This window comes from Paraglaciecola sp. QJM3NY_14 (assembly GCF_056173245.1).
Genome location: NZ_CM149664.1, coordinates 4,239,401 through 4,261,129, shown reverse-complemented (window position 1 = coordinate 4,261,129; position 21,729 = coordinate 4,239,401). Strand labels below are relative to the sequence as shown.

At 45.5% G+C, this 21,729-nt stretch carries 15 protein-coding genes; 10 read left to right on the top strand and 5 right to left on the bottom strand.

All coding sequences use genetic code 11. From position 1 onward, the window contains the following. Positions 1-5: 5 nt before the first annotated feature. Positions 6-2,906, bottom strand: coding sequence for a bifunctional [glutamate--ammonia ligase]-adenylyl-L-tyrosine phosphorylase/[glutamate--ammonia-ligase] adenylyltransferase (glnE, locus tag AC0VYA_RS18185; protein ID WP_475489206.1), 2,901 nt, complete (start codon positions 2,904-2,906; stop codon positions 6-8). Positions 2,907-2,964: 58 nt separating this feature from the next. After that, positions 2,965-3,279, bottom strand: a complete 315-nt coding sequence (locus tag AC0VYA_RS18180) for a GIY-YIG nuclease family protein (RefSeq protein ID WP_475491093.1) — start codon at positions 3,277-3,279, stop codon at positions 2,965-2,967. 225 nt (positions 3,280-3,504) lie between these two features. Between AC0VYA_RS18180 and AC0VYA_RS18175 the strand changes: the two genes are divergently transcribed. The 7 genes from AC0VYA_RS18175 (at position 3,505) to AC0VYA_RS18145 (ending at position 12,726) form a co-directional block, all read left to right on the top strand. Next, positions 3,505-4,863 (top strand): TolC family protein, encoded by a 1,359-nt coding sequence (locus tag AC0VYA_RS18175; protein WP_475489205.1) that lies wholly within the window; start codon positions 3,505-3,507, stop codon positions 4,861-4,863. Next, positions 4,860-6,101 carry an efflux RND transporter periplasmic adaptor subunit gene (locus tag AC0VYA_RS18170; protein WP_475489204.1) on the top strand — a complete coding sequence of 414 codons (1,242 nt, stop codon included), beginning with the start codon at positions 4,860-4,862 and terminating at the stop codon, positions 6,099-6,101. Before AC0VYA_RS18175 ends, AC0VYA_RS18170 begins: the two co-directional genes overlap by 4 nt. Continuing rightward, a complete protein-coding gene (locus AC0VYA_RS18165; RefSeq protein WP_475489203.1) occupies positions 6,098-9,304 on the top strand; it encodes an efflux RND transporter permease subunit in 3,207 nt (1,068 codons plus the stop codon). The genes AC0VYA_RS18170 and AC0VYA_RS18165 overlap by 4 nt, the downstream gene beginning before the upstream one ends. A gap of 144 nt (positions 9,305-9,448) precedes the next feature. Next, positions 9,449-10,315 carry a WYL domain-containing protein gene (locus AC0VYA_RS18160; protein ID WP_011576323.1) on the top strand — a complete coding sequence of 289 codons (867 nt, stop codon included), beginning with the start codon at positions 9,449-9,451 and terminating at the stop codon, positions 10,313-10,315. An 83-nt stretch (positions 10,316-10,398) separates the two neighbouring features. Beyond that, positions 10,399-11,049 carry a PAQR family membrane homeostasis protein TrhA gene (gene trhA, locus AC0VYA_RS18155; RefSeq protein ID WP_473476019.1) on the top strand — a complete coding sequence of 217 codons (651 nt, stop codon included), beginning with the start codon at positions 10,399-10,401 and terminating at the stop codon, positions 11,047-11,049. Positions 11,050-11,248: 199 nt separating this feature from the next. Further along, positions 11,249-12,322, top strand: coding sequence for an XrtA/PEP-CTERM system-associated ATPase (locus AC0VYA_RS18150; RefSeq protein WP_011576321.1), 1,074 nt, complete (start codon positions 11,249-11,251; stop codon positions 12,320-12,322). A 233-nt stretch (positions 12,323-12,555) separates the two neighbouring features. Continuing rightward, entirely contained in the window at positions 12,556-12,726 is a 171-nt protein-coding gene (locus AC0VYA_RS18145; RefSeq protein ID WP_198136251.1) for a hypothetical protein, read from the top strand. Between the two features lie 297 nt (positions 12,727-13,023). Here AC0VYA_RS18145 and AC0VYA_RS18140 read toward each other — a convergent pair whose 3' ends face one another. Continuing rightward, on the bottom strand, positions 13,024-13,875 hold the full coding sequence (locus AC0VYA_RS18140; RefSeq protein WP_011576320.1) for a LysR family transcriptional regulator: 852 nt from the start codon (positions 13,873-13,875) through the stop codon (positions 13,024-13,026). A 141-nt stretch (positions 13,876-14,016) separates the two neighbouring features. On the opposite strand from AC0VYA_RS18140, the gene gcvT reads away from it, so the two are divergent. The 3 genes from gcvT (at position 14,017) to gcvP (ending at position 18,672) form a co-directional block, all read left to right on the top strand. After that, on the top strand, positions 14,017-15,096 hold the full coding sequence (gcvT, locus tag AC0VYA_RS18135) for a glycine cleavage system aminomethyltransferase GcvT (protein WP_475489202.1): 1,080 nt from the start codon (positions 14,017-14,019) through the stop codon (positions 15,094-15,096). Between the two features lie 72 nt (positions 15,097-15,168). Beyond that, the gene (gcvH, locus tag AC0VYA_RS18130) at positions 15,169-15,558 is read left to right on the top strand and encodes a glycine cleavage system protein GcvH (protein ID WP_011576318.1); all 390 of its coding nucleotides are present in this window, start codon (positions 15,169-15,171) and stop codon (positions 15,556-15,558) included. A 204-nt stretch (positions 15,559-15,762) separates the two neighbouring features. Further along, on the top strand, positions 15,763-18,672 hold the full coding sequence (gene gcvP / locus AC0VYA_RS18125; protein WP_475489201.1) for an aminomethyl-transferring glycine dehydrogenase: 2,910 nt from the start codon (positions 15,763-15,765) through the stop codon (positions 18,670-18,672). Between the two features lie 507 nt (positions 18,673-19,179). Here gcvP and AC0VYA_RS18120 read toward each other — a convergent pair. Next, the gene (locus AC0VYA_RS18120) at positions 19,180-19,320 is read right to left on the bottom strand and encodes a hypothetical protein (protein ID WP_157043428.1); all 141 of its coding nucleotides are present in this window, start codon (positions 19,318-19,320) and stop codon (positions 19,180-19,182) included. 10 nt (positions 19,321-19,330) lie between these two features. Next, entirely contained in the window at positions 19,331-21,517 is a 2,187-nt protein-coding gene (locus AC0VYA_RS18115) for a hypothetical protein (RefSeq protein WP_475489200.1), read from the bottom strand. Positions 21,518-21,729 lie beyond the last annotated feature (212 nt).

Sequence of the window (21,729 nt, the reverse complement as noted above, 5' to 3'; positions counted from 1 at the left end):
CAAACCTATGTTTGTTTCACAAAGACCTGCTGCCAAATTCGATTCACACCATCGCGTAAATCACTAAACTCACTGGCATCTGGTGCCTGGTCAGCTTGTTGAAGTACTAACCTGTGATTAGTATTACGGTAGGTTAAATAGGCATCATTGAGTAGCTGGGTGTCTTCAACGCTTAATAACCCACTTGATTGCAGTTGTTGCAAAATTCTTACGTTGTCTGGCCATTTGGTTAGCCCAGGAAATTCACAGGCATAAGCCAACACATAATACTGAACGATAAATTCAATGTCGGCGATCCCACCGAAATCCTGCTTTAAATCAAATCCTGACTTGGTTGATGAGCCCAAATGCTTGCGCATTTTCTCACGCATACTAGCAACGCTCTCTCGCAGTGGCCCAAGGTCACGTTTTTGGGCGAGTATTTGATGGCGCACCACCGAAAATTCTTGGGCAAGGCTAGGGCTGCCCACAATAAAGCGAGCGCGAGTAAGCGCTTGGTGCTCCCACGTCCATGCTGTTTGAGTTTGGTATTCGCTAAACCCATCAATATGGCAAACCAGCAATCCTGCATTACCAGAGGGGCGCAATCGCATATCAACTTCATACAACTGACCCGACGCGGTCTTAGTGTTGAATAAGTGTAAGATCCGTTGTGCAAGTTTAAGATAAAACAACCCAGATTCTATGGCTTTCGGGCCGTTGGTTGGCGCTCTGCTGGTGCAATTATGCAGAAAAACCAGATCGAGATCAGAACCATATCCCAGCTCATATCCCCCTAACTTACCGTAACCAATAACAGCAAAGCCGCGACTGAGCATATCGTGTTGCTCGTTGGGCAGATCAGCGTAATCGGGTTCACCGTATTTTTCGGTCATTTGTTGCCATGCCAAATTAACCACTTGCCTGACAATACTTTGGGCTAAGTAGGTAAGGTGGTCACTCACCTTCATCACAGGTAATGCCCCTGTAATATCGGCGGCGGCAATTTTCAGCTGCTGGCACAGTTTAAATTGGCGCAAGGCTTCCATTTGCTGTTCAAGGTCTGTTTCATCAATGCGCAACATGGCCAATCTAAGTTCAGCGCTATATTCGGTCAGCTGCGTCGGGTTAACCAACTGAGCAGGATTAAGCAATTCATCCAGAAGCAGCGGAAAGCGGCTGATCTGCTCAGTTACCCACGGGCTGGCAGAACATAAGCTCACCAATTGCTTTAACGCCCCTTGGTTTTCAAACAGCAAATCTAAGTAGGCTGTGCGCCCATAAATAGCGCGAAAAACCTGTAAGCAACGATTTAGGCTATGACTTGCTGCGTCTGGTGCTTGTTGCAAAATAATCAGCAACAACTGAGGTATCAGTTTGTTTAAAATGTTTTCGCCACGCTGACCAATGCGACTCGCACTTAAGTTATTACCAAAGGCCACAAGTGATGAATTAAACAGTTCAGCTTGCTCGGTGGAGAGCCAAGCACTGAGTATTTCCAATTGCTCTTCAGGTGCTAAAGGTAATAACCATAAGTCTTCTAGGGGGGAAAGGATGTCATCGTCTTTGACAAGTTCAGGCGCGGCATCTTCACCAATTAACAATAGGAATTGTTCATGAATAAGGTGTGTATGTTCCCTTAGCTGCTGCGTAAAGTGTGAATAATCTTTTAGCCCGAGTATGGTGATTAAGCGCAATTCATCGATATCGTTGTCGGGAAGGACTTGGGTTTGCTTATCGTCAAATTGCTGTAAACAGTGCTCTACCTTGCGCAGCCATAAATAGCTGTTTTTCAATGCACTGGCGTCGTCCTCAGGCAATATTTCCATATCAATCAGGACCTGCAGATTATGCAGCAACCCTTGTTCTTGTAGTGCAGGCTCTCGACCGCCACGAATAAGCTGCAAACTTTGCACAACAAATTCGGCTTCACGAATACCGCCTTGGCCAAGCTTAATGTTGTTACTAAGTTGACGTCTGCGTACTTCTTTTTTAATCATCGCTTTCATCTTGCGAAGTGAATCTAGCGCACTGTAATCCAAGTAACGGCGATAGATAAACGGCCTCAGTATGTTGGCAATTTCTGGGTAGTAAGTGGCGTCAGGGTTTAGTATTCGGCCTTTCACCATGGCGTAGCGTTCCCACTCGCGACCTTGTTCTTGGTAGTAGTCCTCCATAGCGGCAAAATGCATCACCAGAGGGCCACTTTCGCCAAAAGGACGCAGGCGCATATCGACCCGATACACTTGGCCATCTACGGTGATTTGATGCAATGCTGTGATCAGTTTTTGCGCTAGTTTAGTAAAAAACTGCTGGTGCTCGATAGACTTGCGGCCACCTTGGGTCATGCCTTGTTCTGGATAGGTGAAAATCAAATCGATGTCTGATGAAAAGTTAAGTTCACGGCCACCGAGTTTACCCATGCCGATGATGTACATAGGTTGTTCGCCCAAATTCCCCATGGGCAAACCAAAGCGTTTAGATAAGTCATTTTTCAGCCATAAGCTGGCGTGTACGATAAGCGCTTGAGATAATGCCGACACGCGTTTAAGTGATTCTTCAATCGTTTGGGTGTTGGTCACGTCGGCCCATGTGATAAGGGCCATATGTAAATGGCGAAACAAGCGCAACGTTTTATGTAGCTGATCTTCAGTGGTAACGTGTTCTAATGCAGCATCCAGTAAAGCGGGGTAATCTGGTTGCTGGTTATTGTCTTCGAGTAATGAAAGTAGCTCACCCACGAAGCTCGGGTGCTGAATACATTGACGCGCCACGAAGTCGCTCAAACCGAACACTCGACATAGTTGCGCTTTATGCACTTGCCATTGGGCCTCAAATAAATCGTGCTCTGACAGCGCCTGCCAATGGCGCTCCCCTATCACTAACAGTGCTTGAGGGAAAGGGGATATTTGTTGAAGGTTTTGCATACAGAAGGCCTATTTGGGGATCCGTAATGACGACATTACTTTTCGGATAATATAAACGCTAACACTCAGTCTTATCAACGGTCGCGAGAGGTGCAGCGTCAGTCTCAAACGGGCTAACCAGCCTACCACTGACTAACTGTACTTTTTTCGCTTTCGTAAGTTTTTTTACCCACAGTTCCATTTTTAATGCATCAGAGTGATCAACTAACTCAACGGCGTAAATCATCTTCAGTGGGCCTTTACCTCGCAAGGCTTTTGCGCACAGCGGGCCGCTACTATTATGCTGAGCAAAACGCTTGCTCAAGTCCTTACAAATGCCAGTGTAATAATGCTGATATTTGTTTTCAATGATGTACAGAAACCAAGGTTGCACGTCGCGTATGACATCCTGAATATGAAAACGGTAAAGTTTCACATATAAACGCCAACCATAAAACAAAAAAACAAATCGTGTGGCCCAAAGCCCAAAGCCCAAAGCCCATGACGCAGGACAATGTAAATTAACGTAAAGTCTCACGCGATGGCTGTAAATTTAACCTCGCCTTAACCCATGGCTGATTACCCTTCGCGCATTCGATGACGTCAATACGGTTAAATCATGTACCTCTACAAGCCTATGGCGATGCTATTAATCGCCGTTACCTGCGGGTTGGCCGCGTGCAGCAGTCAACCTAGCTACAAAGCCAAAGATACTGAGCAACTGCTTAAACAGCACGAGCAGTGGCAATACACTCAGCAAAATGCACAGCAGGTTACTTATCTAACCGATCTGATTAGCATTGACGAACTTAAGCCGATTATTGCCCAAGCATTGGCGAATAACCCATCTTATAACCAAATGCGGGTGGCCTTGAAATTGGCTTATGCACAACGTCAAGTCACGGCGGCGAACCAATGGTTTAATGTGAATGCAGACGTTAACGCTCAGCGCAGCGAAGATGAAGGTACGCAATATTCATCATCGTTAGGTGTGAGCTGGGAAGCCGACGTATGGCAAAAAAATGCTGACAGCGTTTCGGCTCAAGACATGACTATTGCAAGTACTCAAGCGGATTATCAAGGTGCGCGCGATACGCTGGTGGCCAGTGTCATACGCACTTATCTGAACATCATTTTACGCCAAGACCTACTCGATATTGAACAGCAGCGCTTAGTGATGCTCGAAAACAACGAGCAAAGCATAATCGAGCGTTATCAACTTGGGTTAGGTGATTTAGAAGCGCTTGATACGGCTAGCACCAGCACGGCTTCAACGAGGGCAACCATCGCTGATTACGTTGAACAAATTGCTCAGTCAAAACGCGCTATTGAAGTGCTATTGGGGGTTGATACGTTGGACGATCTCTTCGTCTCATCAACAATGCCTAATGTGCTGCAACCCTTGGCTAACCTCCCTGTACAAGATTTGTCTCGTCGTCCTGATCTACAAAGTGCGTTTTATCAAATTGAAGCAAAGCGATATTTGGTGGATGTATCTTATAAAGCCCTATTACCGTCAGTTACTTTATCGGCATCACTGAGCGATTTAGCCAATACACCCAGCGAAGCCTTACTGAAGAGTCCGTTGTGGACGTTATTGGGTAATTTAAGCGCACCGTTATTTCAAGGGGGCGCACTTCGTGCTCAAATTGATATCGCAAAACTCAATGCCGAACAGGCATTTTGGAACTATCAAGACACACTATTAACGGCCGTTAACGAAGTAGAAAATGCCTTAGGTCAAGAGCAATCCCTTAAGACCCAGCAAGCGCAAATCAACAGTGCATTGCAAAGCGCCCAGCGCAGCTTCAGTAACTATCAAAGCAAATACCAGCAAGGTTTAGTCGACATTTTAGACTTACTCACAGTGCAACAAACTGTGTATGACCTGCAAGCTCAACTAGCACAACTTAATTACACCCTACAAACCAATCGCATTGATTTAGGCCTCGCACTGGGCCTTGGAGTATCTTCATGAAAATTTCGCCAACCCCAATCCTGGTCACTGTTGTTGCAGTCGTGTGTATTGGTTTAGCCATTATGTATAACGGCTACAAAATGGCCGAGAGCGCTAATGCGCCGCGCCCAGCAGAGACGAAGGTTAGCGCACCAAACGTATCCGTGGTGCTCGCCACCCCCGGTCATTATCAGGCCTATGTCACCGGGCACGGTGAAGCACAAGCTCACTGGGCACTCACGCTAAAAGCGCAGGTGCAAGGCGAAGTGATTGACATGAGTTCACAGTTCGCCACAGGCAATATCGTCGAAAAAGGCACCGTGTTAGCTACGCTTGACAGCACCCAATACGCCCAAGCGCTGGCTAGTGCGAAAGCCACACTGGCAGAGGCGGAACTTGCTTTACAGGAAGAAAAAGATTTAGGGACACAAGCCAAACGTGAATGGCAGCGTTCAGGCGTTACCCAAGCGCCAAGTTCACCCTTGGTATATCGCACGTTACAACTAGAGGCAGCCCAGGCCAATGCTGATAACGCCATGTTTGCATTAAAAACGGCCCAGCGCGATGAAAGAAATACGCATATATCAGCCGCCTTTGACGGCGTTATTTTAAGCCGAGATATCGATTTAGGCAGCTACGTAAATATTGGCGATACCATCGCCACACTTAACAGCACGGATAAAGTGGAAATAGCCGTGCCTTTATCTTTAGCCCAGTGGCAAAATTTAGGCCGTGAATTGGCTGCGCCTGTCACTTTGCAAGATGTGACCACGGGCACACGTTGGACAGGCTATATTGCCCGTTTCGAACAGCATTTAGATGCTAACTCCCGTCAGCGCAACGTGATCGTGGCCCTAGACAAGCCCTTTGAACAGGCGACTCCTTTGCTGCCTGGAACGTTTTTATCAGCTGAAATTACAGGTAAAACACTGAGTAACGTGTTGAAGTTGCCTGCTTCTGCGGTCTCTCAAAATGGACAAGTCTGGTTTGTAAATGAGCAAAATATTTTAGTTAATGTGATGGCTGATAAAATCTTCGAGCGGGGTGAATACGTCTACATCAAGCCTATTGATGGCGTTAGCGAAGCCAAGGTGGTGACTCGCCCGTTGGTAAGCTATCTAGCCGGCATGCAGGTCACGCCTTTGGTTGAGCCTTCAGCGGCGGAGAAGCCGTTAGCGGTAGAAAGCAAGCAATCAGCGACGGAGAAGCCTTCAGCGGTAGATAAGCCTTCAGCGATGAACAAGGAGCAGACGTTATGAGTCAGCATCAATTGCCTTCATCATCGGGTAATAACAATCCGTTGCACGGCATTATCGCTTGGTTTGCTAATAACTCAGTGGCGGCTAACTTGTTACTGGTCAGTGTGATTGTGATGGGGGTTATGTCTCTTTCAACTTTACGCAAAGAGGCTTTTCCCAGTCTTGAACCAGACAAAATATCAGTCTCTGTGACGTACGACAGCGGTGACGCATTACAAGCCGAAGAGGGCATAGCGCTAAAAATAGAAGAGGCGCTGGAAACCGTGCCTGGCATCAAGCGCATTACCTCAACCTCTGACGCCACCGGGAGCCACGTGAGTATCGAGAAGAAAACTGATTATTCGCTCGATGAATTACTCACAGACGTTAAAAACCAAGTGGATGCCATCAATAACTTCCCTGCAGATGCAGAGCAGCCGGTCATCGATAAATCCAGACGCCAAGATCACGCCTTAACGATACAGCTATTTGGCGATACCGACCGTCATACTTTACAAACCCTAGGGGAGCTACTTAAAGCGGATTTACTCGCTCAGTCCGGCATCAGCGATGTTGAACAAAAGGGGGTGCTAGACCCCATGATGTCAGTGGAAATAGACGAAGGGAAATTGCAGGCGTATGGCCTAACCATCAGCGACATTAGTGATGTGATCAATCAAGAATCTTCAAGCCCGTTGTCAACGAGCTTGCGTGACAGTAGCAAAATTATTCGCTTGAAAGCCGCTAATCAGGCTTATTGGCAAAGCGACTTTGCCAATATTGTATTGTTAACCACACCAAGCGGCGCGCAAATAAAAATGGGTGACGTCGCTAAGGTGACGGATACCTTTGCTGAAGACGCAAACTCATTAGGGCGATACAACCAACAAAACGCGGTGGCCATTGAAATATTAATGGACGACAACAGCGATATTACCGCCATTGTTGAGCAAGCGCACAGCGTGATCGACAATTGGCACGAGCGCGGGTTATTGCCACAAAACGTTGAACTCACTAGTTGGTACGACAAAAGCACCATGATCACCGAGCGCCTGTCGTTGCTGACCAAAAATGCGGTTACAGGCATCATGATGGTATTCGTTATTTTGGCCATATTTTTGAACGTACGAGTGGCACTTTGGGTGGCGGGTGGCTTGCCGTTTGTATTTTTCGGCACCTTGTATTTTATGACTGACACCTACGCTGGGCTGACCATCAATGAAATGACCACCTTTGGCTTCATTATGGCACTAGGCATAGTGGTCGACGATGCTGTTGTGGTTGGTGAGAGTGTGTACAGCACGCGCAGGCAGCACGGCGACAGTCTCAACAACACCATTTTAGGCACAATGAAAGTAGCCGTACCGACCATATTTGGTGTGCTCACCACGGTAGCTGCCTTCATGGCGTTATCGAATGTATCAGGGCCGTTAGGGCAAATTTACGCTCAGTTTGCCACCGTGGTGACGATCTGTTTGCTGCTTTCAGTGGTCGAGTCGAAACTCATCTTGCCTTCGCACTTAGCGCACATTGATACCGAGCGCCAAGTAAAAGCAGGCCTCAGTGGTTTGTGGTCCAAAGTGCAGCACGGCGCCGATTACGGTTTAAATTGGTTTAGTGACACTATTTATCGCAAGGTCATCGAGTATTCATTGCGTTTTCGCTATGCCGTGGTGGCAGGGTTTATTGCCTTTTTGATTTTGGTGATTGGCATGCCGATGACAGGGGCTGTTAAGGTCGGCTTCTTTCCAAGTATTCCTGGGGATACAGTCAGCGCAGATTTAGTCATGCAAAATGATGCGGCGTTTGGTCAAACCAACACTAATTTGTTTATGCTTGAAAAAACGGCGCTACAAGCCGAGAAAAACCTGATGGCTAAACTTGATAGCCAAGAAAGCGAAATCACTAGTTTGCAGGTCGTTAGCAGCGGTGATACCAGTGGTAGTGTAACGGTTGAATTGATCAGTGGCGGCGCATTTAGCGCCAGTGAGTTCGCCAAAGAGTGGCAGCGTTTATCCGGCACTCCCCAGGGCAGCAAAAAGCTGCAAATTCTAGCCACCCGCAAGATGGTTGATAACTTTAAGGTTGAGCTCAAAGCGTGGGATGACGAGACCGTTATGGCGGCAGGTGCATTATTCAAAGAGCGCCTTGAAATCACCCCAGGGGTGAATGGCATTGACGATAACTTCAATCCCGGTCAGCCACAGTTAAAGTTCACTCTGAATGCGCAAGGCCGAGCACTAGGCATGGACACCGCCAGCTTGTCGCAGCAGGTATTGCAAGCCTTCGGTGGTGCGATAGTACAGCGTTACCAACGTGATAAAGATGAAGTGAAGGTGAGGGTGCGTTACCCAGAGAATGCTCGTCAAACCCCAGCCGACATCATGCAGTCGCGCATTCGTTTACCGGATGGCACTGTTGTGCCCTTAGTGAATGTCGCCACCATAAGCAGTGAATATCAGCAGGACGAAATTACCCGCATCGACGGTTTACGGGCTATTTATTTAAGCGCCCAAGTGGACAAGAATGTCATCGCATCGAATGTGTTAGTGGATAACTTACGCCGTGATTTAGTACCGGAATTAACCGCTCAATTCCCAAACTTAAACGTGTATTTTGCCGGTGAAGCAGAGCAGCAAAGCGAAACTACCAGTTCCATGAGTACTATGTTCATTGCGGCATTGTTGGTCATTTATGTGCTTTTGGCGATACCGCTCAAATCGTATATTCAACCCATGCTGATCATGGTGGCGATCCCTTTTGGTATTGTAGGGGCGATACTTGGTCATTGGTGGAATGACTTAACCATTAGCATATTGTCACTAAACGGTATTCTTGCCTTAAGTGGGGTGGTGGTGAACGACAGCTTGCTGCTGGTCTCGCGTTTTAACGAATTGGTTAAAGAAGAAGGCTTAAGCGTGCATGATGCAATTGTAGCGTCTTGCACCAGTCGTTTACGAGCCGTGCTACTCACCTCGGTGACTACCTACGCCGGTTTGGTGCCTTTGTTGGGGGAAACATCCATGCAGGCGCAATTTTTGATTCCGGCCGCGGCGTCGCTCGGTTACGGGATCTTGTTTGCCACTGTTATTACCCTTATCTTGATCCCTGGTTTACTGATGATTCAAATAGACGCTAAGCGAGGCATCATTAACCTACTGACCTTATTAGGGCTTAGGGCCAAACCCGATACTGAATCAGCATCTACCCCGGCACATTCCTAATCTGATTCGAGTGGACACCCCTAGGTCGTAGCAAGCTGCGCGCCTAGGGGCTTGTTTTCTGTTAGGTCTTAAATTCTACGGCTTCTTTACAACCGATTTAAAATAAACCATATTGTGGGCACACTACATTCAGTTTGAAGACATATGCTAGAACAACTCGGTTTTGCCCAAAAACAACGACTTGCTTACATCGATTTTTGTTTACTTTTTAAAGGCGCGATATATCGCCAAGATCTCATAAGCCGATTCGAAGTGGGTTTGTCAGCAGGCTCTCGGGATTTCAATATTTATAAAGAACTTGCCCCTAAGAATATGCGCTACCACAGTATTGAAAAACGCTATGTGCAAACCGAACAGTTTCAGCCGGTATTTGAACATGACGCCACGCGAACGTTAGTGAAAATGGCTAACAACATATCCGATGGGTTTGATGGAATAGGGGATGTGCACTACCCAGTAGAGTCGCCATCAAACCTCAATGTACCCAATATCTTTATTGTTGCGCGTTTAGTGCAAGCCATTTTGAACAAAAAAGCAGTCAGTGTGATTTATACCTCACTTTCAAGTGGCTCAGGTGCCAGAGAGTTAGTACCACACTCTATTGTCGATAATGGCCTGCGCTGGCATGTACGCGCTTTTGATCGTAAAAGCCAAAGTTTTCGAGATTTTGTGTTAACCCGCATCAGTAAAGTAACGATAAAAGAAGCCGGTAAAGAGGACGAGCAGGCATTGGCTGACCAAGAATGGCAGCGCCTCATTCCTCTGCAACTTGTGCCTCACCCCAAGAACGTTAAATATGCCACGGCGATTGAAATGGATTACGGCATGGAAAACAGCCAACTATTGATCAATGTACGGGCCGCAATGGCCGGGTATCTGCTTAGGCGCTGGAACGTTGATTGCACTGAGCGTGGTGTACTTGAAGGCGCAGAATATCAGTTGTGGTTACAGAATCGTTTTACCTTAAACAAAGTCGATAATTTGGCCATCGCGCCAGGATATTTGAACTAAATGACACCTAACAGACTCTTCAGTGTACAAGTGTTCGCTGAAACACTACTATTGTTTGGTCATTTAACGCTTGAGGTTTTTGCATGCAACAACAGGTGCCACCCACAATTCATCTAAAGCCGTACACAATAGTGGAGGAGTGGCTAAATGCGCTCAGCCATGGCATAGGATGTATCGCGTCTATCGTTGGCTTGGTGTTCTTATTATCTCGCGCCGCTGATACCTTGGCGCAAGTGGCTGCGTTAATTTATGGGGCATCGATGATAGCGATGTTTCTCTCTTCTACTTTGTATCACGCATTTTCAAACCCCAAAGCGAAGTCCGTGTTAAAAGTGATTGATCACAGTGCTATTTACTTATTAATTGCAGGCACCTATACACCCTTTATGTTGCTTGCTGTTGGTGGCTGGGTGGGGGTTATTGGTATCTCGCTCATATGGGCCTTAGCCGCTATTGGTGTTGGCTTTAAGTGTTTAGCCGCAGGGCGATTCCCAAAAATATCTGTCGCAACCTATTTATTAATGGGCTGGTTAGCAGTCTTCTTTATTTACCCTTTGTATATGTCGCTGCCCACTGAAGGGCTTTGGCTACTGATTGCGGGCGGCCTTTGTTATAGCATTGGGGTGATATTTTACGTGGCGAAGAAAATTCGTTATACCCATCCGATATGGCATGTGTTTGTGACGGCTGGGTGTATTTGCCACTTTTTCTCAATTTATTATTACGTGGTGTAGCAACCGTGTTTAACAACCGTGTTTAGCTTTCAATCGTGTTTAACAACCGTGTGCTGACTGTATTGGCAGGCACACTTTTCATACCAGGCGCATAACTTTCTAAGCCTTTATCTGTATAGGCGTTGCTAAGTCTTACCCTGATAGCTTAAGCTTAGATGATATTTGCTAGTGCGATTTGCCCAACGGACCCAGCGCTTTTATGTACGAAAATTATTACGGATTAAATTCAAAGCCTTTTCAGCTCACGCCTGACCCTAGCTTCTTTTTTGCGAGTAAATGGCATAAGCGAGCTATGTCATATCTACAGTACGGTTTGTCACAAGCTGAAGGGTTTATCGTTATCACAGGTGACATTGGCACAGGTAAAACCACTATTGCCAATAGCTTACTGGATGCCATGGAGGCCGGCATTGTGGCGGCGCAAATTGTGACGCCCAAATTGACCCCTGACGAACTAGTGAAAATGGTCGCCAGTAAGTTTGAAATTCCCGTCAAAGGCAGCACTAAATCCGACATTTTAGGGGACTTAGAACTCTTCCTTACTCAGTTGCACCAACAAGGAAAACGCGCCTTATTGCTGGTGGACGAAGCGCAAAACTTGCCCTTAGAAACCATCGAAGAATTACGCATGTTGTCGAATTATCAAAAGAACGGTAAGCCGCTGCTGCAAAGTTTCTTATTGGGCCAAGAAGAATTACAACCCATATTGCGCGCGCCGAATATGGAACAGTTTCGTCAGCGTATTGTGGCCTCTTGTCATTTATCCCCGTTAACAGAAGACGAGTGCCAAGCCTATATAGAGTATCGATTGCATCACGCTGGCTATAGCGGAAAAACGTTATTCTCAAGCGATGCCTACAGCAAAATATTTGTGTTCACCCGTGGGGTGCCTCGTAAAATTAATACCCTGATGGACCGCATCCTACTGTATGGATTCCTTGAAGAGCTCGAAACGTTTGACGAAGATGCCGTAGAAGCGGTAGTGAAAGAAGTCGCCGATGAAATGTTTCTACCAGAGAACAAGGTGCCAGAAGAACAAGCCCCAGAGCAGGCGCCAAGTGATGGCCAGCCCGCTGCGGCACCATCAACATCAGCCTCAGGCGAAACCAGACCTGATGTGCTAAAAGATGTGACGTATTACAAGACCATGCTCACTGAATTAACTGATGCATTAGATGACGCCATTAGTCACAAGATCAAATTGACCCGTTACATAGATAAACTGCTAAAAAAGAAATACAGAACTTATGTGCGTTTAAAGTCTGACGATTAATGGCAACTCCGTTTCGTACGGTAAATGCCAGCTAAAACAGTCATTGCTTAGTCCGTTTTAGAACTATTCATCACGTTAAGTTGTTAATATTTCGTAAAAAAAGATGAAATTGAACTAAAAGGGTATTATATTATCCAATATACATAGATTGATATATTTTCGGTTTGACGGTTTATTTTTTTACCATAACGCCGATAAATATATTATGAGCAGATAATGCAGAGGATAATAGAATGAAGCACGGTATGTACGATAGAAAGTCAGAGCATGACGAATCGGGTGTATATCAGGCATTGAAAGATCGCCGTAAAGCTTATTACCACGGAAAATATAATCGCGAGGTTTTTTCAGTCGTGTTGTTAGTCGCCTGTGTCGGTATGTTTTTATTGCGCTCTGGGGCGTAAACGTTTTTATATTATCCTAAACGTTCCGCCTCTGATTTTAACCGGCTGACTTGAAGCTCGGTAGCACTCCTTTTTAGATAATCTCTTTTACACAAAGCCTTCTTTTTAACGCGCATGTGCCATTTAACGAGCAATTGCCATCAATAATCCCATTTTCTTCAGCTACTAAGTCAGGCTCTTTGCCAATATAACCTCCATACGCTTCGTTGCTCGTTCATGCATTTAACTTCTTTTAAACCTAAACCTAGACCTAACCCCAAACCTAAACTTGGCCTCTAGCCCCAGTATTTTCCCTGATTACATTTCGCCTAAACGCGACTTTATAAACTCAGCCAATTTATCGCTTGCTTGCCAATAGCGTTGTGCTTGATTGAACAGCGCAATACGAATTTTGCCTAAATCGGGTAGCATTTCATGGCGAATAATATTCAACTCTTTCGGCACACTACTTCGCGCCAGTGCGGTTATGCCCAAACCTTGGTTTATCGCAGCGGTAATACCGGCTAAATCTGCGTTAGTGTAGGTAATACGCCACTGAGTAGTTTGCTGTTTTAGCGCTTGAATAACGCGACTTCGATACATGCAGCCATCAGGCGCGAGCACCAAACTCAAGGTGTTATTGGTAAAGTTTTGGTTTCGATTGCCAACCCACACCAAGTCATCATCCAGCAGTAATTCGCCATCAACCGTTTGGTTATGAGGCAACAATGCCATGATCAAATCAAAGTCTTGGCGCTGATTTTCACTGAGTAACGACTTGCTTAACGCTGAAGTCACCTCTAACGACACATCTGGGTATAATTTACTGAATTCACCCACAATGCTGGGAAGTAGAGTGGTCGCAAACTCGCTGGGTATCCCCAAGCGCAATCGGCCGCGAATCGATGCGGGTTCAAATTGGCGGAATATTTCATCGTTAATCGCCAACATGTTCTTCGCTTGATGGTACAAATTCAGCCCGTCATGGTTCACTTCGTGGCGCTGCCCCGCTTTACTGAACAAGCGTTTATTAAGCTGTGATTCCAAACGCTTTATTTGTAGGCTAATGGCGGGTTGCGAGCGCCCAAGGTACTCACCGGCTTTGGCGTAACCGCCTAAATCAATCACGGTCACAAAAGTGCGTAAGTTATCTAACGAAAGTTGTTTCATTATTCACCACATAGATTAGCTAACCTGATGAAACTAATTGTATAGATAAGGAATGTTAATGTAAGCATAAATATTTTCAATTTGTTGTGACCAAACCAGCTACCTATACTGGCAATCACGTTAATCAAAAAGATAAGTCACATGCCAAATAAAACGGTTTTGCACAGTAAGCATCTGGAATCAGGCGCTAAGATGGTTGATTTTCACGGCTGGGAAATGCCGATCAACTACGGCTCACAAATAGAAGAGCATCACGCTGTGCGCCGCACTGCCGGTATGTTTGACGTATCTCACATGACCATTGTTGATGTGGTTGGCGAGCAAGCTCAAGACTACCTTCGTCACTTATTAGCTAACGACGTAGCGAAATTGAAAGAGCGTGGCAAGGCCCTTTACAGCGGTATGCTTAACGAAGAAGGCGGCGTGGTAGATGACTTGATTGTGTATCACTTTGAAACCACCAACTACCGCTTAGTCGTTAACTCAGCCACGCGCCAAAAAGACATGGATTGGTTGAACGCGCAAGCAGAAGGCTTTGACGTCACTATTACCGAACGCCCAGAGTTCGCCATGATCGCCGTACAAGGCCCCCAAGCCAAAGAGAAAGCCGCAACCTTGTTTTCATCAGCTCAAAATGAAGCCGTAGCAGGCATGAAGCCGTTTTTTGGTGTGCAGGCTGAAGATTTGTTCATTGCGACCACAGGTTACACAGGCGAAGCAGGTTACGAAATTATGGTGCCTAACGAGCAAGCCGCTGACTTTTGGCAAAAGCTATTAGATGCAGGCGTTGCTCCTTGTGGTTTAGGCGCGCGCGATACCTTGCGCTTAGAAGCAGGCATGAACCTTTATGGCCAAGATATGGATGAAACCATTTCACCCCTTGCAGCCAACATGGGCTGGACCATCACATGGGAGCCAGCAGAGCGTAACTTTGTCGGCCGTAAAGCCCTAGAAGCACAAAAAGCAGCCGGTACCAACAAACTAGTGGGCTTAGTGCTCACTGAAAAAGGCGTACTTCGTCACGGCCAAGCCGTACAAGTGGAAGGCGGCGAGGGCATTATCACCTCAGGTACGTTCTCACCCACATTAGGGCACAGTATTGCCATGGCGCGTGTGCCTGCATCAGTAGGTGATACCGCACAGGTGGAAATGCGTAAAAAGTGGGTTACAGTAAATGTGGTTAAACCCAGCTTTGTGCGAAATGGCAAAAGCGTTTTATAAGAAATCAACTGGTGCGGCAGTACTTTGTTGCTGCCGAGCTTGAGCTAACGACTTCAATATTTAGGAACAACTATGAGCAATATCCCTTCAGATCTACGTTATGCCACTACTCACGAATGGGTTCGCCCTGAAGGCGACGGTACGTTTACTGTCGGTATCAGCGAGCATGCCCAAGAGCTTTTGGGCGATATGGTATTTGTTGAATTACCTGACGTTGGCGCGACCGTCAGTGCGGGCGACGACATCGCTGTTGCGGAATCAGTAAAAGCGGCATCAGACGTTTACGCGCCAATTGGCGGCGAAATTGTTGGCGTAAATGAAGACCTAGAAGACAGCCCAGAGCTAGTTAACTCTGACCCATACGGCGACGGTTGGTTGTTCCGCATCAAAGCAGACGATGCAGATGAAGTTGAAGGCCTGCTTGACGCTGAAGGTTACGAAAACAGCATCGAAGAAGAATAAGTATTCGTTAATACAAAGAGCAACCTAGTGTTGCTCTTTGTTGTTTTAACGACGGTTGTTTTTCATGTTTCTAAGCAGAGTTAGTGCCTTGCCAACGGCAACATAGGCTAACACTGTCCCTTGTACCACCAAATATATTACTTAAATCAAAGTTGTTTGCTTTGATTTAGGCCACTCACGTTTTAAGGAATCGGTAAGCCAGTTATGCCACATGCTAATTTTTCCCTTTCGCAGTTAGAGCAAACGCAAGATTTTATTCGCCGCCATATTGGCCCAAGTGAAGCTGAAATGGCTGACATGTTGGAATGTGTTGGTGCCGACTCGTTGAACGATTTAATGCAGCAAACCGTACCTGAAGGTATTCGTTTGCCAGAAAGCCTAAACGTGGGTGAAAGCCAAACTGAGGCACAAGCCTTGGCCTATTTGAAAACCGTGGCCAGCAAGAACCAAGTAAACCGTTCTTACATTGGTATGGGTTACAGCGATACCCTAACCCCGAACGTTATTTTACGTAACGTGCTAGAAAACCCAGGTTGGTACACAGCGTACACACCTTATCAGCCGGAAATCGCCCAAGGGCGTTTGCAAGCGCTGCTTAACTTTCAGCAAGTGACCATTGATTTAACTGGAATGGAGCTTGCCTCTGCTTCATTGCTAGATGAAGCTACCGCTGCAGCTGAGGCCATGGGCCTTGCTAAACGCGTATCGAAAAACAAAAAATCAAATCTGTTCTTTGTGGCCGACGATGTACACCCGCAAACCTTTGATGTTATTCAAACCCGTGCGGATATGTTCGGTTTTGACGTCGTTGTGGGCAAAGCGGCAGATGCAGCCAGCCATGATGTATTCGGTGCCTTGTTACAATACCCAGGCACCACAGGGGCAGTAAATGACCTAACCGACATCATCGCCCAAGTACAAGCAAACAAAGGCATAGTCGCGGTATCGGCTGATATCATGAGTTTGGTGCTACTTAAAGCGCCAAGTGAAATGGGTGCAGACGTCGTGTTAGGCTCTGCTCAACGTTTTGGCGTACCTATGGGCTACGGCGGGCCGCACGCTGCATTTTTCGCCACGCGAGATGCCTACAAGCGCTCCTTACCTGGGCGTATTATTGGTGTGTCAAAAGATACGCGTGGTCGCCCAGCCTTACGTATGGCACTGCAAACGCGTGAGCAACATATCCGCCGTGAAAAGGCCAACTCAAACATTTGTACTGCTCAGGTGTTGTTGGCCAACATGGCATCGTTCTACGCTGTGTACCACGGTCCAGATGGCTTAAAAACCATTGCGTCACGTATTCACCGCTTTGCAGACATTCTTGCTGCCGGTATTACTCAACATGCCGACAAAGGCGTGAGTCTGGCCAACAGTACGTGGTTCGACACCATTACCGTGAATGTTGGCGACAAAAAAGACGCGATCGTGGCTGCAGCTCATGCCGCGCAAATGAATTTACGTAGTGATTTAGACTGCGCTGTGGGTATCAGCCTTGATGAAACCACCACCCGGGATGACCTACAAAACTTGTTCAACGTGTTGTTAGGCGACGATCACGGTTTAGACATTAACCAACTTGATCAGCAAATTGTGGCGAAAGGCAGTCAGTCCATTCCGGCTGATTTAGTGCGCACCAGCGACATTTTGACCCACGAAGTGTTCAACAGCTACCAGTCAGAAACTGAAATGCTGCGTTATATCAAATCACTAGAAGACAAAGATTTAGCGCTTAATCATTCGATGATAAGCCTAGGCTCGTGCACCATGAAATTGAATGCCACCGCTGAAATGATACCAGTGACGTGGCCTGAGTTTGGTAAATTGCACCCGTTCGCGCCTATTGAGCAAGCACAAGGCTACAGCCAAATGCTCAGCGAATTAAGCGAATGGTTGCTAGATATCACAGGTTACGATGCGCTTTCAATGCAGCCCAACTCAGGTGCACAGGGCGAATACGCTGGTCTTATCGCTATTCAGCGTTACCATGAAAGCCGCAACGAAGGGCATCGTAATATTTGCCTTATTCCAAGCTCTGCACACGGCACTAACCCAGCGTCAGCGCAAATGGTCAGCCTGAAAGTGGTGGTGGTGAACTGTGATAAAAACGGCAACGTCGACTTAGCCGATTTACGCAAGAAAGCCGCAGAAGTAGCAGACAACCTGTCTTGCGCCATGATTACCTACCCATCTACCCACGGTGTGTACGAAGAAACCATCAAAGAAATGTGCGACATAGTGCACGAGTTTGGTGGTCAGGTGTATCTTGATGGTGCCAACATGAACGCACAGGTAGGCATTACCTCACCTGGCTACATTGGCTCAGATGTATCGCACTTGAACTTGCACAAAACCTTCTGTATTCCACACGGTGGCGGCGGCCCAGGTATGGGGCCAATCGGGGTTAAATCCCATTTAGCGCCGTTCTTACCGAACCATAAAGTGATCGACACCGGTAACACCAGTGCCGGCAATGGCGCGGTATCCGCAGCGCCTTGGGGCAGTGCATCTATTTTGCCCATCAGCTACATGTACATCAAAATGATGGGCAGTGCAGGGCTTAAAAAAGCCACTGAAGTAGCAATTTTAAACGCCAACTACATCGCCAATAAGCTAGACGGCCACTACAACGTCTTGTATCGCGGGCGAAATGGCCGCGTAGCACACGAATGTATTATCGACTTGCGCCCCATCAAAGAAGCATCAGGCGTCACCGAAGTCGATATCGCCAAGCGCCTAAACGATTACGGCTTCCACGCACCGACCATGAGCTTCCCAGTAGCGGGTACGCTGATGATCGAGCCAACGGAATCAGAAGCCAAAGTCGAGCTAGACCGCTTCATTGAAGCCATGGTTTGTATACGTGCCGAGGCAGCAAAAGTCGAATCAGGTGAGTGGGGTGCCACAGACAACCCATTACACAACGCACCGCACACCCTAGATGATATCTGCGACGCCAACTGGGATCGCAGCTACGATCGCCACACAGCGGCCTATCCAGTCGCCAGCGTCGCGAAAAACAAATTCTGGCCCTCGGTTAACCGTATTGATGATGTGTTCGGGGACCGTAATTTGATTTGTTCTTGTCCAAGTATTGAGACGTATATAGAAGAGTAGGGGCGCTACGCTTAAAAGCATGCGCTTCGCTTACCGCCATCCATGGCTTTTTTCTCCCAGCATCCATGCTGGGAGACCTACTTTTCTTCTACAGCTAAGAAAAGTAGGCAAAAGAAGCCGCGCTCCAGCCAATTTTCAATTCATATTTATAATAGACTTCAATGCCAGAGCGGCGAAAGGTAACATCCATGTAAAGCGGTTCGCCTTGCCCTGACGTCCATGTCAGAGCATCTGGCAAGTCTGCCTAAAATCTGGAAAATTGGAGTCGCGGTACATCAAAAGCATGGCTTTGCCATACAAGAAGGTGTTTCTTTTTCTTAAGTTAAGATTTTCAGGATTTCGTAGAAGAGTTAAACAGGCTTTTATGACAAGTTTAGGGTCAGTATTTTAAAATGACTCTGACCCCATTTATTCTGCTTCGATCAACTGCTTGTAACTCATGGTGATACTCTTTTTGTTTGGCGACTTAAGAATACCACCAACAGGCAGTTGTTCGTCTATCCCCAATTAACCATGAGTGGTGCACTTATTATCTGAATTCGGGAATACATCAGGGGATATCTGTTTTGATAGGTCAATGTTGGCATCGATCATAGCAAGGCTTTTAGATTCAGCTGATTGCTTGCTTATCTGTTCCATTTTTTTCATGTTTATTGCTTTATTTGGTATCTGATAATCGTTTGATATCTGCATACAGCTTGTAAAGCCTATGAGCAGACATATCTAAAATGGGTTCGTACATGAATGAGTTAAGATGAATATTCTCAGGCGTCATTAGGTTTACCTGATCAAGTAACGCCTGAATTGTTAACTCGCTTGAAAATAAATCACAATACCTATTGAATAGCTTTCTAGTTTGATCTTTGGTGATACCCAAAACGAAAACACTATCGTTTATTTGGCTGATAATAAATTCTTCAGCTTTTAGGCGAATAGAGATGGCTAATATCACCTTATTTTCTAACTCTATAGCATCGGTATTACCTTGCAGTAACTCTTCGCTTTTAGCATAAATCATGTCTTTTAATATATTTTCTTGATTTGGTAATACTAAGCCTTGTTGGTCTGCAAAGATGGCTTTATAGATATTTTCAAGATCGGATACCTTAATATCGGTAGTATCCGGTTTTATGTGTAATAGAGAGGTTAACTTTGTGTAGTGCGCCTGATGACCGCAGTATTCAGCTATATTTCGTGCAAATGGAATACTTGCTAATAAATATCCAACATTACCTGCTAGCTCTTGTTTCCAAGCGGCAAAAACATCATTTTGATATCTTTCTTGGGAAATGTCAGTTGTATCAACACAACGCGTTGCCATTAATCTATTTTTGCGTTTAACGCCCACTCTGCTACTGATTATTCGGTGAAAATCAAAATTGTGAGTCAGTGAAAATAAGTGAAAGATATCTATTCCAGCAATGTCTTGTAAATATTCGACAATAGCGTATTTGTTTTTATAATCGAATGAATCTGCAATATCGTCAATGACGATAATCGTTGGCATTGCTTGCTGCTTTTTAACCTCGACCTCAAATAGCACATTCAGAATGTATAATGCGCGTTTTTCACCTTGGCTAAGCGCTTCAATTAAGCTTTCTTGGTTGACTATTTCAGGAGCGCTACGTCCATCATTAAATTCAAACTGAATTGTTGGAGCCTGGTTATTTAAAATAACGTCATCTTGATTGTTTACGCTTAGTTTAAATGGCACGGTAAAACGTTCGTTAAACGTATTAACTACAGCTGCCCAGGTTGTTTGTTCGGCTTTAGCTTGTTGAATAATACCTTCAACCACAGCTTGGTTATTTTGGTAGGTTGTGACTAAGTCATCCCATAAACTTTGATGCGCTTGTAGGTAGCTTTTAATAACCGTTTTTTTAAATTGAGGGATATCTTGATAGTCAGCGAGCAACGCTGGGTTTTCAGTAATAAAATCTCTAAAAGCAGCAGTATCTTTTGTTTTTAACTTATCGTCTATTTTTGCAAATTGTTGTTTTAGGTCATCGCTATTGAGTACTTTCTCTTGTTCAGCTTGTAATATTGCATTTAGTTGTTCTAAATCTTCAGCCAATTGAGGCTTACCATCTACTGATATATTGACACTATGTTTCGCCTTAAAAAAGTCCGCCTCGCCAAGGTTTTTGGAAACTGTACCGGCTTTTTGATGATTGAAGCTTTTTGTTAACACTGTTGATTGGTCAATTAATTTATCGTAAGTATCAACGTAATCTGATAACTCTTTGGCAAAGTCACCTTCAGCGATTACCGCTAATACCTTATCGTTAAATAGGTCTGCAAACTTATAAGCGGTATAGTAACTGTAGTCCGGCACTGTTTCTTGCTGTAACTCTGCTAGTAACTCTAAGAATGTCTTTTCAGGCTTCCCAAAAGTTTCACAAATTAATTTAGGAAAAGCATTGATAGCAACGCCTTTTTTACCTGCTGGCTTCGCTATTGCTTTAACTAGCGCTGTGCGCTTTTGGTCAACTTCTTTTAACGCTGTATCGTATTGTTGCTTTAGCGTATCGTTTACTAACAGTGTTGAAACTTGCTTAGAGCTATAACTTTCATTGTATGACTCTATCACCATGATTTGCTCAGGAGTGATAGCCACATTATCAATAGTGATATTTCTTTTAGTCACACGCTTAGGAAAGATCAAATCTTTGGTTTCTTTTCCGTTGACCACATCGATAAAGGTTTTAGCAAGTGATGTTTTTAGCGTGCCGTTTGGCGCATAGAGTGAATTAACACCAACGTTACTTACTGATTTTGTGAAATCAAATTCTCTATTTAACTGATTTATTCCATAGCAATTTTCTAAAGCTAATTTAAGTTTCATTGGCTTCCTTGTTATCAGCGTTTAAAGCTGTTCCTTAAGTTTTAATTTATTTTCTCTCTTGCTTGAATATTAAACTTAACCTTATTGTTCATAAAAATATACAAGCACCCATCACTAAAATTATCTACTGATTTTCTCCTTCTGCAAGATGGAGCTTCCTACACGAGGAGTTGACCTTCTTAAGGTCAGGCCGATCGAGGATTTTCACTGGA